General features: G+C 61.2%; 18 protein-coding genes. 11 read left to right on the plus strand and 7 right to left on the minus strand.

All coding sequences use genetic code 11. The features are described from left to right. Window positions 1-161 precede the first annotated feature (161 nt). The 3 genes from KFS80_RS00080 to ttdR all read left to right on the plus strand — a co-directional run bounded on the left by KFS80_RS00080 (window position 162) and on the right by ttdR (window position 2,699). A complete protein-coding gene (locus KFS80_RS00080; protein ID WP_212543666.1) occupies window positions 162-620 on the plus strand; it encodes a VOC family protein in 459 nt (152 codons plus the stop codon). Window positions 621-848: 228 nt separating this feature from the next. After that, a complete protein-coding gene (locus KFS80_RS00085; RefSeq protein WP_212543667.1) occupies window positions 849-1,724 on the plus strand; it encodes an alpha/beta fold hydrolase in 876 nt (291 codons plus the stop codon). Window positions 1,725-1,748: 24 nt separating this feature from the next. Then, the gene (gene ttdR, locus KFS80_RS00090; RefSeq protein WP_212543668.1) at window positions 1,749-2,699 is read left to right on the plus strand and encodes an L-tartrate utilization transcriptional activator TtdR; all 951 of its coding nucleotides are present in this window, start codon (window positions 1,749-1,751) and stop codon (window positions 2,697-2,699) included. Between the two features lie 122 nt (window positions 2,700-2,821). On the opposite strand, the gene leuD is transcribed toward ttdR, so the two are convergent. Continuing rightward, complete coding sequence (gene leuD / locus KFS80_RS00095) at window positions 2,822-3,436, minus strand: 3-isopropylmalate dehydratase small subunit (RefSeq protein WP_212543669.1); 615 nt, start codon at window positions 3,434-3,436, stop codon at window positions 2,822-2,824. Then, window positions 3,433-4,851, minus strand: coding sequence for a 3-isopropylmalate dehydratase large subunit (leuC, locus tag KFS80_RS00100; protein ID WP_212543670.1), 1,419 nt, complete (start codon window positions 4,849-4,851; stop codon window positions 3,433-3,435). Before leuC ends, leuD begins: the two co-directional genes overlap by 4 nt. Window positions 4,852-5,254: 403 nt before the next feature. Here leuC and KFS80_RS00105 point away from each other — a divergent pair, with 403 nt between their 5' ends. Genes KFS80_RS00105 through KFS80_RS00140 form a run of 8 tightly spaced genes read left to right on the plus strand, consistent with a single transcriptional unit; the run spans window position 5,255 to window position 11,515 of the window. Then, window positions 5,255-6,454, plus strand: coding sequence for a PepSY-associated TM helix domain-containing protein (locus tag KFS80_RS00105; protein WP_212543671.1), 1,200 nt, complete (start codon window positions 5,255-5,257; stop codon window positions 6,452-6,454). Further along, the gene (locus KFS80_RS00110; protein WP_212543672.1) at window positions 6,451-6,993 is read left to right on the plus strand and encodes a thiamine pyrophosphate-binding protein; all 543 of its coding nucleotides are present in this window, start codon (window positions 6,451-6,453) and stop codon (window positions 6,991-6,993) included. Before KFS80_RS00105 ends, KFS80_RS00110 begins: the two co-directional genes overlap by 4 nt. After that, window positions 6,990-7,331 carry a hypothetical protein gene (locus KFS80_RS00115; RefSeq protein ID WP_053122197.1) on the plus strand — a complete coding sequence of 114 codons (342 nt, stop codon included), beginning with the start codon at window positions 6,990-6,992 and terminating at the stop codon, window positions 7,329-7,331. Before KFS80_RS00110 ends, KFS80_RS00115 begins: the two co-directional genes overlap by 4 nt. Continuing rightward, window positions 7,328-7,903, plus strand: a complete 576-nt coding sequence (locus tag KFS80_RS00120) for a DUF6162 family protein (protein WP_053122198.1) — start codon at window positions 7,328-7,330, stop codon at window positions 7,901-7,903. Before KFS80_RS00115 ends, KFS80_RS00120 begins: the two co-directional genes overlap by 4 nt. A gap of 35 nt (window positions 7,904-7,938) precedes the next feature. After that, complete coding sequence (locus KFS80_RS00125) at window positions 7,939-8,868, plus strand: metal ABC transporter substrate-binding protein (RefSeq protein WP_159815145.1); 930 nt, start codon at window positions 7,939-7,941, stop codon at window positions 8,866-8,868. Next, window positions 8,865-9,710, plus strand: a complete 846-nt coding sequence (locus tag KFS80_RS00130) for a metal ABC transporter ATP-binding protein (protein ID WP_246541530.1) — start codon at window positions 8,865-8,867, stop codon at window positions 9,708-9,710. Before KFS80_RS00125 ends, KFS80_RS00130 begins: the two co-directional genes overlap by 4 nt. Continuing rightward, window positions 9,710-10,609 (plus strand): metal ABC transporter permease, encoded by a 900-nt coding sequence (locus tag KFS80_RS00135; RefSeq protein WP_007917717.1) that lies wholly within the window; start codon window positions 9,710-9,712, stop codon window positions 10,607-10,609. The genes KFS80_RS00130 and KFS80_RS00135 overlap by 1 nt, the downstream gene beginning before the upstream one ends. After that, window positions 10,610-11,515: a metal ABC transporter substrate-binding protein gene (locus KFS80_RS00140; RefSeq protein ID WP_212543673.1), complete on the plus strand. Its 906-nt coding sequence runs from the start codon at window positions 10,610-10,612 to the stop codon at window positions 11,513-11,515. It begins immediately after the preceding gene. Between the two features lie 175 nt (window positions 11,516-11,690). Here KFS80_RS00140 and KFS80_RS00145 read toward each other — a convergent pair whose 3' ends face one another. The 5 genes from KFS80_RS00145 to KFS80_RS00165 form a co-directional block, all read right to left on the minus strand. Next, complete coding sequence (locus tag KFS80_RS00145; RefSeq protein WP_053122206.1) at window positions 11,691-11,915, minus strand: MbtH family protein; 225 nt, start codon at window positions 11,913-11,915, stop codon at window positions 11,691-11,693. Window positions 11,916-11,998: 83 nt separating this feature from the next. Then, entirely contained in the window at window positions 11,999-13,411 is a 1,413-nt protein-coding gene (locus KFS80_RS00150; RefSeq protein WP_212543674.1) for an aspartate aminotransferase family protein, read from the minus strand. A gap of 142 nt (window positions 13,412-13,553) precedes the next feature. Beyond that, entirely contained in the window at window positions 13,554-14,027 is a 474-nt protein-coding gene (locus KFS80_RS00155) for a GNAT family N-acetyltransferase (RefSeq protein WP_212543675.1), read from the minus strand. Between the two features lie 198 nt (window positions 14,028-14,225). After that, entirely contained in the window at window positions 14,226-15,548 is a 1,323-nt protein-coding gene (locus KFS80_RS00160) for an ATP-binding protein (RefSeq protein ID WP_212543676.1), read from the minus strand. Beyond that, on the minus strand, window positions 15,548-16,228 hold the full coding sequence (locus tag KFS80_RS00165; RefSeq protein WP_212543677.1) for a response regulator: 681 nt from the start codon (window positions 16,226-16,228) through the stop codon (window positions 15,548-15,550). Before KFS80_RS00165 ends, KFS80_RS00160 begins: the two co-directional genes overlap by 1 nt. Between the last annotated feature and the right edge of the window lie 73 nt (window positions 16,229-16,301).

Genomic DNA, 16,301 nt, shown 5'->3' on the forward strand with positions numbered 1-16,301 from the left:
TTTTGGGGCTGCTTCGCAGCCCAACGGGGATAAATCCCCTCGCCACAAAGACTGGTTTCCATCGCTCAATTTTGGTGCTGCTCGTCGGGCAAAAATCTGCACCGCGCCGACAGTTCTATAGTGATTCTTCACCTCGCAAAACAACAATCAGGGAGAAGGTCATGAGCGTCAAACCCATTCCCGAGGGGTATCACAGCATCACCCCCTACCTCGGCATTCACAAAGCCGCCGAGGCCATCGAGTTTTACAAGAAAGCGTTTGGTGCGACTGAAGTCATGCGCCTGTCCATGCCCGACGGCGGCATTGGCCACGCCGAACTGCGCATTGGTGACAGCGCGATCATGCTCGGTTCGCCGTGTGATCAGGGGCCGTTGAGCAGTCCGGATAACGCGGTGTCGGTTGGTTTGCATTTGTATGTGACGGATGTCGACAAGTCATTTCAGCGAGCGCTGGATGCCGGGGCGACATCGGTGTCGGAGGTCAAGGATCAGTTTTACGGCGATCGCAGCGGGACGTTGAAGGATCCGTACGGGCATCTGTGGTTTCTGGCCTCGCGCAAGGAGGATTTGACTGAGGAGCAGATCAGGCAGCGGGCGATGGAGATGTTTGGCCAGGGTTAGATTATTTGTTGTCTGGATCGGCGCCTTCGCGAGCAAGCCCGCTCCCACTGTGGAATGCGTTCCAAAATGTGGGAGCGGGCTTGCTCGCGAAGAGGCCGGTACATCCAACACAAAAAAACCTCACGAACACACTTCATGAACCCGCCCATCACGCTTTGCGCCTTGCCCCAAACCCCGGACGCTTTCAGGATGCAGGCCACAAGAACCCTGAAACAAGGATCAGCCCCGATGTTTGCCGGATTCCTCAAAGACCAGCGCCACGTCAACGGCGTCGACATTGCCTACCGCGTCGGCGGCAGCGGGCCGGGCCTGTTGCTGTTGCACGGCCATCCGCAGACCCATGTGATCTGGCACAAGATTGCCGAACAACTGGCCGAACATTTCACCGTGGTCGCCGCCGACCTGCGCGGTTACGGCGACAGCAGTCGCCCCGACGCTGACGAGTTGCACCTCAGCTACTCGAAACGCGAAATGGCCCGCGACAACGTCGAATTGATGCAAGCACTGGGCTTCGAGCAATTCTCGATCCTCGCCCACGACCGTGGCGCGCGCGTCGCTCATCGCCTCGCCCTCGACCACCCCGCCGCCGTGCAACGCATGATGCTGCTGGACATCGCCCCGACCCTGGCGATGTACACCCAAACCAACGAAGCCTTCGCCCGCGCCTACTGGCACTGGTTCTTCCTGATTCGCCCGGCGCCGCTGCCGGAAACACTGATCGAAGCCAACCCGGAAGGTTATCTGCGCAGCGTGATGGGCAGTCGCAGCGCCGGCCTCAAACCGTTCACCGACAAAGCCTTCAGCGAATACCGCCGCTGCCTGCAACAACCCGGCAGCGCACGCGGCATCTGCGAAGATTACCGCGCCAGCGCCGGCATCGATCTGGAACACGACCGCGCCGACATCGCCGCCCATCATCATTTGAGTTTGCCTTTGCGGGTGCTGTGGGGCGCCGAAGGCACCGTCGGCCGCTGTTTCGATCCGCTCAAGGAATGGCAGCAAGTGGCGACGAACGTCACTGGCCAGGCCCTGCCCGCCGGCCATTACATCGCCGAAGAAGTCCCCGGACTGTTGCTTGCCGAAGCGCTGGCCTTTCTGCGCTGAACAGAGCTTGTAAATCGCGGTGCTATGCTGGCGGCTTCTGCCGCCAGCGTGCGTTTTGACATGTCCCAGAACAAAGACACCGTGCCCCTGCCCGAAGACCTGCGTGTGCTGCTCACCGTGATCCGCAAAAACGGCTTTGCCGCCGCGGCCGATGAGTTGGGCCTGTCGCCCGCCTATGTCAGCAAACGCATCCAGATTCTCGAAACCACCCTTGGCACACGCCTGCTGCATCGCACCAGTCGGCGCGTCTCGCTGACCGAGGATGGCGAGCGTGTGCAGCGCTGGGCGTTGCGCATTCTTGATGACTTCCAGCAACTGCACGACGAACTTTCCGACGCCCACGACAGCCCGCGAGGGCGTTTGCACATCTGCAGCAGTTTCGGTTTCGGTCGCAATCACGTGGCACCGGCGGTGTCGCTGTTGGCCGAGCGCTACCCGGAACTGCAGATTCGTCTCGACCTGTTTGATCGGGTGGTGGACATCATCAACGAAGGTTTCGACCTGGAGATCCGCGTCGGCGACGACATTCCCGGGCAGCACATCGGTCGACGTCTGGTGAGCAATCGACGCGTGCTGTGTGCAGCGCCGAATTATCTGCAACGACGTGGCACGCCGCTGACGCTGGAGGACTTGCAGCAGCACGACTGTCTGGTGATCAAGGAACGCGACAACGCTTTCGGCATCTGGAATCTCGATCGCGAGGGCGGGCAGGAAAGCGTGCGGGTCAGCGGGCCGTTGTCGTCGAACAATGGCGAGATTGTTCTGCAATGGGCGCTGGATGGGCGTGGGGTTTTGCTGCGTTCATTGTGGGATGTGAAACCGTTGCTGGAGCAAGGGTTGCTGGTGCAGGTGCTGGAGGATTACGGGCAGAGCGCGAATGTCTGGGCGGTGTACCCGACGCGGTTGGCGAATTCTGGGAAGTTGAGGGCGTGTGTGGAATTCTTGCAAGAACACTTCAAAAATCTGTCGCTATAACCCAAACACAACACAAAACCCCTGTAGGAGTGAGCCTGCTCGCGAAAGCGGTGTATCAGTCACCATCATCGCTGACTGACACACCGCTTTCGCGAGCAAGCCCGCTCCCACAGGTTATGCGTTTAGCTTAACCACGGGTTGGCAGCCAGGTGTTGGCGTTCGAATTCGCTGATCTGTTCGCGGCGTTGCAAGGTGCTGCCAATCGCATCCAGCCCCAGCAACAGCGAAGTTTTGCGCAGGGTATCGATCTGGAAATCGATCACACTGCCATCCGCCAAACCAATCTGCTGCGCTTGCAGATCAATGCTGATCCGCGCCGTTTCAGGCTGACCCACAAGCTGCCCGATCCGCTGCACCTGCGCCTCTTCCAGGGTGATCAACAACACCCCGTTACGCTGGCAGTTGTCATAAAAGATCCCGGCAAAACTGCTGCCGATCAACGCGCGAACGCCCAACTGCTGTAACCCCCACACCGCGTGTTCACGGCTGGAACCGCAGCCAAAATTCGGCCCGACCACCAAAAAACTCGCGCCCTGCCATGCCGCTTGATTGAGCACGAAATCAGGATTGGGCCTGCCATCCGGCAAAAATCGCAGATCGAAAAACACCCCGCGATCCAGCCCTTGGCGATCGATGCCCTTGAGAAACTGTTTCGGCATGATCACGTCGGTGTCGACGTTGGCCGCCAGAAAAGGCGCGGCCTGACCGCTGACCTGAGTGAAGGGTTGCTGGCTCATGGGCGTTCTCCAAAGTGGCGGATGTCGGTGAGTCGACCGCTGATCGCAGCAGCGGCGACCATCGCCGGGCTCATCAAATGCGTGCGCGCGCCGGCGCCCTGACGGCCTTCAAAATTGCGGTTGGTGCTGGACGCGCAGCGGTCGCCGGGGGCGAGTACGTCGTCGTTCATCGCCAGGCACATCGAGCAACCGGACTGGCGCCATTCAAAACCGGCGTCGAGAAAAATCTGCGCCAGCCCTTCGGCTTCGGCTTGCGCACGCACTTCGCTGGAGCCGGGCACGATCATCGCGCGCACGTGCTCGGAGACGCGTTGCCCGCGCACGACGCTGGCGGCATCCCGCAAATCTTCGATCCGCGCGTTGGTGCATGAGCCGATGAAGGCGTGGCTGATGACGATGTCGCTGAGCGCCATGCCCGCTTCGAGGCCCATATAGTTGAGGGCGCGGCGCATGTCCTGACGCAGGATCGGGTCGCTGACCAATTGCGGATCCGGCACTCGCGCACCGATGGCAGCGGCCTGATCCGGGCTGGTGCCCCAGGTCACCATTGGTTCCAGCCCACTGGCGTCGAGGTGTATTTCGCGATCGAACACCGCGCCGGGATCGCTGCGCAATTCGCGCCATTTTTCCACGCCGAGATCCCACAGCTCACCTTGGGGCGCACGTGGTTTGCCTTTGAGGTAAGCGAAGACTTTTTCGTCCGGCGCCATAAAGGCCCCGCGCGCACCGGCCTCGACGGCCATGTTGCAAATGGTCATGCGCGCTTCGACGCTCAGGGCATCAATGGTCGAACCGCAGAATTCGATGGCGTAACCGGTGGCCCCGGACGCGCCGATCTGGCCAATCAGCGCCATGATCACATCCTTCGAGGTCAGGCCCGGCGCTAACGCGCCGTCGACGGTCACGCGCAGGCTTTTCAGGCGTTTGTAGACCAATGTCTGCGAGGCCAACAGATGCTCGATTTCAGAGGTGCCGATGCCGAATCCGAACGCACCGAGTGCGCCATAGGTCGTGGTGTGGCTGTCGCCGGCTGCGATGACCATGCCCGGCAGGATAAAGCCTTGCTCCGGCGCAATCACGTGTTCGATGCCTTGGCGCTTGTCGAGGATATCCAGCAGTTCGATGCCGAAGTCCCGGCAGTTCTCCGCCAGATACGACACTTGCCGCGCACCGCCGGCATCGGGCATCGCAGCGATGCGCACCGGCGTGGTCGGGTTGACGTGATCGACCACCGCCAGCGCCGTGCACGGCCGCCACACCCCGCGCCCAGCCGCGCGCAAGCCGCTGAACGCTTGCGGGCTGGTGTATTCGTTGATCACCTGGCGGTCGATATACAGCAGCACATGCCCCTGATCGTCGAGACGGCAGACCGTGTGGGAATCGATGTGTTTGTCGTAAAGGGTTCTGGGGCTCATCAGGGCATTCACTCAAGCAATCCAAGTGATCCCCATCATAGGCAGGCGCTGCCGCCCATCAATTGCCAGACAGTGATGGCGCAGATCATGAATCGTGTTCAATCCCCCGAACACCACAAACCCCCTGTGGGAGCGGGCTTGCTCGCGAAGGCGTCGTGCCAGCCAACATCCACGCAACAGACACACCGCCTTCGCGAGCAAGCCCGCTCCCACAGGTTTTCCGCGTAAAGGCGGATTGCGAAACATTTGCTTTCATATCGCCTTTCGGGATTTGCGTCGCTCATTCGTCTTATAGAGATGCAGGCCGTTCGCGTAGGCAAAAGCCACGACCGGTCGTTCGGGGACTGCTGTGCTGCGAAGCCCGTGGTACCGCGCCCTTCCATCGAAATCAAGACGCGCAATCATGTCGAAGAAATCCCGCTCCAAACTGTGGTTCCTCGTTCATAGCTGGCTGGCGTTACCGATCTGGTTCTTTGTGCTGATCGTCTGTGTCACCGGCACGCTGGCGGTGGTCAGCCAGGAAATCGTCTGGCTGGCCAACCCGCAAATGCGCGCCAGCCAACCGACCGACGACGCGCCGCTGCTCAGCTACGACCAGGTACTCGCGGCGATCAAAAAAGCCGAACCACGCACCGTGGTCGAGAGCATCAGCCGCCCGGATGAGTCGCATTTTGCCCTGGACGTGCAGGTCAGCTACCCGGACGGCCGCGAGCAGACCGTTTACGTCAACCCGTATACCGGGGTGATTCAGGGAGTCGCGCCCGACTTCAACTTCCAGGCCTTTACCCGCGCCCTGCATGGCTGGTGGCTGGTGCCGTTCACCAACGGTTTCAGTTGGGGCTGGTACCTGGTGTCGTTCCTCGGTCTGCCGTTGCTGGCTTCGCTGGTCACCGGGCTGGTGGTTTATAAACGCTTCTGGAAAGGATTCTTTAGTCCGACCCTGCGCTTTCGCCACGGCGCGCGAATCTTCTGGGGCGATTTCCACCGCCTCAGTGGCATCTGGTCGATCTGGTTTATCGCCGTGATCTCGATCACCGGCACCTGGTTTCTGATTCAGGCGCTGCTGTTCGACAACCACATTTCCATCTCCAGCGAACCGATCATTCCGGCGATGTCCCGTGAGGCGGTGCCGATCTCGGCCGACGGCAGCCCGCCGCCGCGCATCAGTCTGGATCGCGCCATTGAAATCGCCCAAGAGAAAATCCCCGGCCTCGAAGTCAGCTTTGTCAGCCTGCCGGCCAACGCCTATACCCACCTGAACGTCGGCGGTCGCGGCTGGTATCCGTTGATGTTCCAGACCGCGACGCTCGATCCTTACAGCGGTGAGTTGGCCACTTCACGTTTATTGAGCGACCGCACCTCGCTGGAATTCGTTACCGAATCCATGCGCCCGCTGCACACCGGCGACTTCGGCGGGTTGTGGATCAAGTTGATCTGGTTCTTCTTCGGCCTGCTGCTGAGCATGATGGTGCTCAGCGGTTTGCTGATCTGGACCAAACGCACGGCGCTGGCCACGGCCAATGCTCTAAAGCGTGAATCGAAGAAAAACCGCGTGCAGGCGCAACCGGCGATGCGCCGGGAAACGTCGGAGGTCAACCCATGAGCAAGTCCGCAGCTTTGCCGCAACCGTCGCGCTTGAGCGTGTTCTGGCACAAATGGCGTTTCCATATCAACGTGCTGTTGCTGCTGATCCCGCTGGGTTTCATGCCGAAATACTTCGCCGATGTCGCGCTGTTTCGCGGCGATGCAGGCCTCGGTGAACGCGAAGTCGGCGAAATCGCAGTCGGCCCGTGGAGCCTGCGTCTCGCCGAATTGCGCAACGAGGCGCCACGTCTGGAAGGCCCGGCCGGCTACATGAAAGGCTTCAACGCCGCGCTTTGTGATGCTTGCATCGACAAGGTCAAAGCCACTTATCTGCGCATCGGCAAACCGCGCAGCCTGCGCGCCGCCGGGGTGATTTTCTTCGGCGCGCCGTATCGCATGGGCGCGCAGTTGCCGGTGCCGGAGAAAACCAAAGCCGAGGCTGAACTGTGGATCACCATGGAAGGCTGGGACGGCAGCATGCATCAGGCCTCGATTCCCCTGAGCCAGGCCTCCCCCGCCACCATCGCCTGGCTGACTCAACAAGGAGCCAAACCATGACCCGCTCGCAACGCCCTTCCCGCCTGCGGCTGAGCGCCGCGTTGCTGGTGCTTTGCGCCGGTTTCACTGGCAGCGCTCTGGCGCATAACCCGATGTGCGAATGCAAAGCCATCGACGCCGACCAGATCAAATGCACCGGTGGTTTTTCCGACGGCAGCGGCGCCCCCGGCGTGACCCTCGACGTGATCGGTTACGACGAAACGATTCTGGTGCCGGGCAAGCTTGGCAGCGATTCGACGCTGACCTTCAAAAAGCCCGGCGCCGAATTCTACGTGCTGTTCGACGCGGGCCCCGGCCACGTCGTCGAAATCGACCAAGCGGATATTGAGGCCCCATGAGTACGCCCACCACGCAAGTCGTCCGCCCGGCCGGTGCCGGCCATGAAACCCTCAATGTGTTGCTGTTGTGCCTGCTGATTCTGGCGGTCGCCGGTTCGGTGGTGGCGTGGCGCGGGGTGTCGCATGAGCCAGAACCGGTCGCCAGCCATCAGTTCGATGCGCGCCGCGATCTCAGTGCTTCCGAGCAGGGCATCTACGCCGATCTGCGAGTGACCCTCGACGAAATCCGTCTGCTGCGCGAAGAACAGCAAACCTTGCCGACCCCAAAAAATCTGGCTGACGAAGGTTTCGCGCCGTTTGCTCAGGATGCGAGTTCGGTCAGTCGCGGCGGTCATGCCTGGCAATTGCTGGCCGACACTGCCTATTTCGGCCACAGCCAGGCACCCGCCGTCGCCGGTTCGTTCGTGATGCTGTTGAGCGCCGATCACAGCGCTGCACCGGACATCTGGCTCAACCGCGATGCCGATCTCAAAGTGCCGACCGAACTGACCGACGCCGCCCTGTCCGCGTCAGGCTGGAAACAGATCGTCGCGCAATACGATGCCGGGGTTACCCGCGAACATCGCCATTGATTCCTCGCCCTCACCCGAAAGAAGACCGTTTGCCCATGTCTATTTCATCGTCCCGCCGTCCATTGTTGCGTCTGTTTTTAGCCGGTCTCTGTGCCTGCCTGCTGAGCCCGTTGGCCAGCGCCGATCCCGCCAAACGCCTGCGCATCGGCATCACCCTGCATCCGTATTACAGCTATGTGGCGAACATCGTCGGCGACAAGGCCGAAGTGGTGCCGCTGATTCCGGCCGGTTTCAACCCGCACGCCTACGAGCCGCGCGCCGAAGACATCAAGCGCATCAGCGGGCTGGACGTGATCGTGCTCAACGGTGTCGGCCATGATGATTTTGCCGACCGCATGATCGCCGCCAGCGAAACGCCGAACGTCAAAACCATCGAAGCCAACGAAAACGTGCCGCTCTTGGCCGCCACCGGGGTCGCCGCGCGCGGGGCCGGAAAAGTGGTCAACCCGCACACGTTCTTGTCGATCAGCGCCTCGATCGCCCAGGTCAACAACATCGCCCGCGAACTGGGCAAACTCGACCCGGACAACGCCAAAACCTACACGCAGAACGCCCGCGCTTACGGCAAACGCCTGCGGCAGATGCGCGCCGACGCGCTGGCCAAGCTGACCGAGGCGCCGAACGCCGAGTTGCGCGTGGCCACGGTGCACGCGGCTTACGACTACCTGCTGCGTGAATTCGGTCTGGAAGTGACGGCAGTGGTTGAGCCGGCGCACGGCATCGAGCCGAGCCCGAGCCAGTTGAAGAAGACCATCGATCAACTGCGCGAACTGGACGTGAAAGTGATCTTCTCGGAGATGGATTTCCCGTCGAGTTACGTCGATACCATTCAGCGTGAATCCGGGGTGAAGCTGTACCCGCTGTCGCACATCTCCTACGGCGAATACACCGCCGACAAGTACGAAAAGGAAATGACCGGCAACCTCAACACCGTGGTGCGGGCGATTCAGGAGTCGGGGGCATGACTTCAAAAGAAACCCTCCTGAACAAACCCGGTCCCCCTGTGGGAGCGGGCTTGCTCGCGAATGCGTCCGTTCAGTCAATATCTTCATCGGATGAAACACCGCTTTCGCGAGCAAGCTCGCTCCCACAGGTCTGCGGGCCGACGCTGGATTTTGCTGAGGTTTGTCTGACGCTGGGGCGGACGACGATTCTCGACAAGGTCAGTTTTCAGGTGCAGCCCGGCAACGTACACGCATTGGTCGGACCCAACGGTGGCGGCAAGAGTTCGTTGATCAAAACCCTGCTCGGGCAGATGCCGCATCAAGGCCAGCTCAGCCTGCAATGGCCCGGCGAGCCCGGCACCATCGGTTATGTGCCGCAGGCGCTGGAATTCGATCGCGGCCTGCCGATGACCGTCGACGATTTCATGGCCGCGATGTGCCAACGTCGCCCGGCGTTCCTCGGTTTGAGCAAACACTACGCCGGCGCCATCGGTGATGCGCTGGAACGTGTCGGCATGCAGGACAAACGCAAGCGGCGCATGGGCGCGCTGTCCGGCGGTGAGCGGCAGCGGGTTTTGCTCGCACAGGGTTTGATTCCGGCGCCGCAATTGCTGGTGCTTGATGAGCCGATGTCGGCTCTCGACGAAGCCGGGATTCAGGTGTTCGAACGCCTGCTCGGCGATTGGCGCGCGGCCGGCATCACGGTGTTGTGGATCGAGCATGATCTGGAAGCCGTCGGCCGTCTGGCCGATCGCGTCACCGGCCTCAATCGTCGCGTGCTGTTCGACGCCACACCTCGCGAGGCGTTGACCCCGGAGCGTCTGCTGACACTGTTTTCGACCCATCCACGGAGCGCGAGCTGATGAGTTACGAAGCCTTTCGTTTGATGGTTCAAGGCTGGGCCTCGTCCGGTTATCTGCCGGAAGCGCTGGCCTACGGTTTTGTCGTCAATGCGCTGCTCGCCGGCCTGTTGATCGGCCCGGTGCTCGGCGGCCTCGGCACGCTGGTGGTGGTCAAGCGCTTCGCGTTTTTCTCCGAAGCAGTCGGTCACGCCGCGCTGACCGGCGTGGCCATTGGCATTCTGCTTGGCGAACCCTACACCGGGCCGTACGGCAGTCTGTTCGGCTACTGCCTGTTGTTCGGCATCCTGCTCAATTACCTGCGCAACCGTACCGGTCTGGCGCCAGATACCTTGATCGGCGTGTTCCTCTCGGTGTCGCTGGCCTTGGGTGCGAGCCTGCTGCTGATTCTCGCCGGCAAGATCAACGTGCACATTCTGGAGAACGTGCTGTTCGGCTCGGTGTTGACCGTCAATGGCAATGACCTGGCGGTGCTGGCCATCGTCGGTTCGCTGGTCATGGCGTTGGCACTGCCGCTGTACAACCGCATCATGCTCGCCAGTTTCAACCCGCAACTGGCGGCGGTGCGCGGCGTCGCGGTGAAGACCCTGGATTATCTGTTCGTGATTCTGGTGACCTTGATCACTGTGGCGGCGGTGAAGGTTATCGGCGCGATTCTGGTCGGTGCACTGCTGGTGATTCCCGCCGCTGCGGCACGCTTGCTCAGCCAGTCGCTCAAGGGCTTTTTCTGGTGTTCAGTGTTGATCGCTACTGTGAGCACCTTGTGCGGGATTCTCGCGCCAATCGTTTTCGATCTGCCGATTCCGTCCGGCGCCGCGATCATTCTGGTTGCCGGCATCGCCTTCGCCCTCGCCGCCATCGCGCGCGGTGTCGTCCCGAGTCTGAAAGGGAATCTTGGATAAATGACTTTTTCAATGCGCAAACTGACCTTGGCCATGGCCCTGTGTGGCGTGGTCAGCACTCCGGTGTTCGCCGCCGAAAGCACCAAGCCGCTGCACGTGCTGGCGTCGTTGCCGATCACTTACGGCTTGGGCGAAGTGTTGCTCAAAGGCACTGACGTAAAGCTCGAACGCGCGGCGCCGGCGAATCTGCCGGGCAGTCGCCAGACCGCTTATTTCACCGGACGCGGCGCGCCGGCGCTGAGCAAACTGGCGACCGACGCCGACGCGGTGATCGGCGTGCGCTCGCTGTGGGCCGATGATCCGCTGTACCCGATTTCTCGGCGCAGCAATATCCGTATCGTTGAAGTCGACGCCGCGCGCCCGGTGGACGGCGCCCTGCCCGGCATCGCGGTGCAGCCGGATCTGAAGGTGGACGGTTTGAACAGTCAGCCGTGGCTGGCGAGCAACAACATGGGGCGCATGGCCGACGTGATGGCGGCGGATCTGGTGCGTCTGGCACCGAGCGCCAAGCCTGCAATCGAGGCGAATCTGGCGGCGTTGAAACAGCGTTTGCTCAAACTCAGTGCCGACAGCGAGGCGAAGTTGGCCAGCGCGGATAATCTGAGTGTGATGAGTTTGAGTGATCACTTTGGCTATTTGATTGGCAGCCTCAATCTGGAGTTGGTCGGCCAGGATCCACGGCCGGATGCGGAGTGGACGGCTGAGGATCTGCAGAAACTGACGGCGACACTCAAGGACAATGATGTAGCGGTGGTGCTGCATCATCGCCAGCCTTCTGAGGCGGTGAAAGCGGCGGTGGCGGCCTCGGGGAGTCGGTTGGTGGTGTTGAGTACCGATGCGGCGGATCCGGTGGCGGAGCTGGAGGGGAATGTGGATTTGGTGCTTAAGGGGTTGAGCGGGGTTTAATTCAGTTCGACCGCGTTATCGTTCTTCGCGAGCAAGCCCGCTCCCACATTTGGAATGCATTCCCCTGTGGGAGCGGGCTTGCTCGCGAAGAGGCCTGACCTGACAACACATTCTCAAGACATGAAAAAACCCGCTAACCGTCACCGGTTCAGCGGGTTTGTTTTTGCCTGATGACTTACTGCGCCGCGACCTGCGCTTCCATCTTCTGACGCAAGCTCAGCGGACGCATGTCGGTCCAGACTTCTTCGATGTAGGCCAGGCATTCCTTTTTCAGGCCGCTCTTGCCCACGGTGCGCCAGCCTTCCGGCACGGCCTTGTAGTCCGGCCAGATCGAGTACTGCTCTTCGTGGTTGACCACGACCTGAAAGAGGATGTCCTCGCGGTCGAATACTGACGTCATGCTGGTTCTCCATCGTTGTAAGGGTGGGCTGCACAACGGGTGCAGCCGGGTATAAAGAAAGAACGTTCGGCGCGGCGAAAAATTTACACAGCGGTGGTGGCAGCGGCCAACGCGCGGCCGAAGATCTCGGCGACACGGTCGATCTCCGCCGCAGTAATCACCAGCGGCGGCAGGAAACGCACAACGGCGCCATGCCGACCGCCGAGCTCCAGAATCAACCCGCGCTTAAGGCATTCACGCTGCACCAGCGGCGCCAATCGCGCGAAGGCCGGCGGATGACCGAGCGCATCCGCCGCACCGTTCGGGTCGACCAGTTCAACCCCGAGCATCAGACCGCGACCGCGAATATCGCCGAGTTGCGGGAAGTCGCGCTGCAGAATCCGTAAGTGCTCGCTCAAGCGTTCGCCCATGGCGGCGGCATGTTCGCAAACCTTGTGTTCGACCAGATAACGCATCACCGCCGACCCGGCAGCCATCGCCATTTGATTGCCACGGAAGGTGCCGGCGTGCGCGCCCGGCTGCCAGGTGTCGAGCCAGTCGCGATAGACCACCACCGCCAGCGGCAGACTGCCGCCGATGGCTTTGGACAGCACCACCACATCCGGCACGATGCCAGCGTGTTCGAACGCAAACATCTTGCCGGTGCGGGCGAATCCGCTTTGAATCTCGTCGACGATCAATGCGACGCCGGCCTTCTCGGTGATCCGGCGCAAACCGCGCAGCCACTCGATGTCGGCCGGAATCACTCCGCCCTCGCCCTGCACTGCTTCGACGATCACCGCTGCGGGCAGTTGCACGCCGGCTTCGGGGTCGTTGAGCAGGTTGTCCAGATAGCTCAAATTGGCCTTCACACCCGCCGCGCCACCAAGGCCAAACGGGCAACGGTAGTCGTACGGGAACGGCATGAACTGCACGCCGTTACTGAGCAATGCGCCCAACGGTTTCTTCGGCCCCAGACTGCCCATCAGGCTCAACGCGCCCTGGCTCATGCCGTGATAACCGCCGGAAAACGACAGCACGGTGCTGCGTCCGGTGGCCGTGCGCACCAGTTTCAATGCGGCTTCCACGGCATCAGTACCGGTGGGGCCGCAGAACTGGATCTTCGCTTCTGCTGCCAAAGCCGCTGGCAGCAAAGCAAATAGATCCTGAACAAATTGATCCTTGACCGGCGTGGTCAGGTCCAGCGTGTGCAGCGGCAATTCATCGGCCAGCACTTGCTGGATCGCTTCGATCACCACCGGGTGGTTATGCCCCAACGCCAGCGTGCCGGCACCGGCCAGGCAATCGATGAACGTGCGCCCTTCAACGTCTTCGACGTACAGACCTTTGGCGCGTTTGAGCGCCAGCGGAATGCGCCGCGGATAGCTGCGAGCATTGGATTCCTGTTGCGCCTGACGCGCGAGCAGCGGCGATTCGCTGAACTGGTACAGCGTTTCCGCCGGCACCGAGGTGACCCGGGCCGACGACTCTTCAATAAGGCTGGTGGCGACTGACATCTCTCGACCCTCAATACGCTATGGATAGTGACCAAAACAGCACACCGGGCAGGTGCGCGTTCCGGTCGCGGGGCGCACTTGCAGGTTTTCCTGTTCTGGAAACGCTTCAGCGTGTCGAGGATTTAGACCCTTGATCGAGTTGTCAGCTGGAGTCTGCCAACGGCTTGCTCATGGGCTGTGTCTGCAGGCCTTTGTCGTTAAGGGCTGGCGCCGATTCGCGGTAGCCCAGATGGTGATAAAACGGCTCACCGGTGCGGGTGCTGTTGAGTTGAAAATGGATCGCCCCGCGAATGCGCAGCCAGCCTTCAAGATCTGCCATCAGCGCTCTGCCTGCACCGCGTCGAAAACACTCCGGCTGTACGTAACAGAACGTGATATCGCCATTCGCTGTGGCCATGCCGACGCCGACCGGTTTGTCGTCGAGCAGGGCGATGTTGAGGTAGAGCTGCGGGTTGGCGAACCAGGCGCTGATGTCTTCAGCTGACTGTCGGGAAATCCATTCGCTGACCCGTCGGGGGTCGTTGCGATGATCAAGTGCGCAGCCGATGCGGATAGAACGTTCGATGATGCCGGCGTCAGCCAGAGTGGCGGGACGAATGCAGATGGGGGCTTCCATGGCGCAGTTTCCTCAATCCATTGAGATAAAGCTGGGGCTGACCTTACCGCCACCAACTCCGTATAGCGACCGCCAAGAAGTTACATTTAATGAGTAACCCCTGTAGGAGCTGCCGAAGGCTGCGATCTGTTGATCTTGCTCTTCAAGATCAAGATCAAAAGATCGCAGCCTTCGGCAGCTCCTACAGGGGGAGTGGTATCAGAGAGGTTGCAGCGGCATGCTCAGTTCGACGCGCAAACCGTCCGGGCGGCTGTCGAAATGCAGGGCGCAATCACAACGCTGGACGATCGCCTGAACAATCGCCAGTCCCAGGCCGCAACCAGTGCTCTGACCATTGCGCCAGAAACGCTGGGTCAGGTGCTGCAAATCGTCCGGCGCAATGCCCGGGCCATGGTCGCGCACGACAAAACGCACGCGGTTGCCGGTAGTCTCCATGCTCACTTCCACCGCGCAATCTTCCGGTGTATGGCGCAGCGCGTTGTCGAGCAGATTGCGCAACGCGGCAATCGCTAACACCGCCGGCATTTGCAACGGCGCCTCCGACAGTTGGGCAGGCAGTTGCAGTTTGATCCGCAGCCGCTCGCCGCCGGTGGCATCCTGAATCGCCAACCGCGCGACTTGCTCGGCACTGCATTGCGAGCCGTCGTCGAACGACAAACTGCCCTCAACCCGCGCCAGCAACAGCAATTGCTCAAGGGTGCGGTGCAAGCGGTCAGCACCCTCCTCGGCCCGCGCCAGTGACTGATCGCGGGCGCTGCCTTCGGTCATGCGCGCGACTTGCAGGTGCGTTTTAATCGCTGTCAGCGGGCTGCGCAGTTCATGGGCGGCGTCACCGGTCAGACGGCGTTCGCGCTCGATGGTTTTGCCGATGCGCTGGAACAACTGATTCTGCGTATCCAGCAGCGGTTTCAATTCGCTGGGAAATGACTGCAATTGCAACGGTTCCAGCGAGTCGGCATTACGCCGCATCAACGCTTCGCGCAGTCGATTGAGCGGGGCCAATCCTTGACCGATGCCCAGCCACAGCAGACACAAGCAGCCAAGCAACGCCACACCCACAGGCACTGAAGCGGCCAGCAGAATCGACATGTTCAGCGCCTCACGTTCGATCTGCCGATCCGCCGTGGTGATGCGCACATCGCCGCGCGCGAGGGTGAAACTGCGCCACGGCGCGCCGTCGATCATCTGATCGTGGAAACCCATTTTCTCGGCTTCCAGCGCTTGTTCAGGATTGTTGTGGCTGCGGGCGAGAATTTCCCCGCGTAACGAACTGACCTGACACGCCATGCCGCCGGGAATGTTCAGTTGCTCCGCGCTGAAGTGAGTGCCCTCGCCTTTGCTCGGCAGAGCCGGCAACTGCTCCAACAAACCGGCGACCATGCGCGCCGACGCCACCAGGCGCTGGTCGAGGGAAAACATCATCTGGTTGCGCAGGTCGCTGAGCATCCAGGCCGCGGCCAGCGCCCAGATCAGCGCGAACGCGGCGCCGAGGGTCAGGCTCAGACGCAGTCGCAGACTCATCACTTGCGTTGATCTCCGCCATCCGCCGGGCCGAGGCGATAGCCCAGACCGCGCACGGTTTCGACGATGCCTTTGCCGAGTTTGCTGCGCAGGTGGTGAATGTGCACGTTGAGGGCGTTGCTTTCCAGCTCATCGTTGAAGCCGTAGACGCTGTCTTTCAACTGTTCGGTGGAAAGCACCCGGCCGCGATTGTGCAACAGCGCTTGCAGCAGTGATTGCTCGCGTCGCGACAGATCGACCGGCTGCCCGGCGAGCATGGTTTCGCGGCTGCTTGGGTCATAAGTCAGTGCGCCGTGCTCGATCAGATTGACGCTGCGACCGGCGACGCGGCGCAACAGGGTTTGCAGACGCGCGAACAGTTCGCGCAGATCGAAGGGCTTGAGCAGGTAATCGTCGGCGCCGGCCTGCAAGCCATCGACGCGATCAGTGACCGAATCGCGCGCGGTCAGAATCAGCACCGGAATCTCCAGGCCGCTTTGCCGCAATTGTTGCAGCAACTTGAGGCCATCTTCGTCGGGCAGGCCGAGATCGAGCACCATCACGTCAAATTCCGCGACTTTGAGCATCGCCCGCGCCTTCGACGCGGTGTTGACGTGCTCAACGGTCAGACCCTGAGCCGTGAGACCGGCAACGATCCCGCTGGCGATCAGCTCGTCGTCTTCGCAAACCAGTACGTGCATGGGAGCTCCGTGAGCAAAAAAGGCGATTCGAACAGACAAAGATTAAGTGGCAATTATGGCAAGTGATTTCGCT

This window comes from Pseudomonas rustica (genome assembly GCF_018336155.1).
Classification (GTDB): domain Bacteria; phylum Pseudomonadota; class Gammaproteobacteria; order Pseudomonadales; family Pseudomonadaceae; genus Aquipseudomonas; species Aquipseudomonas rustica.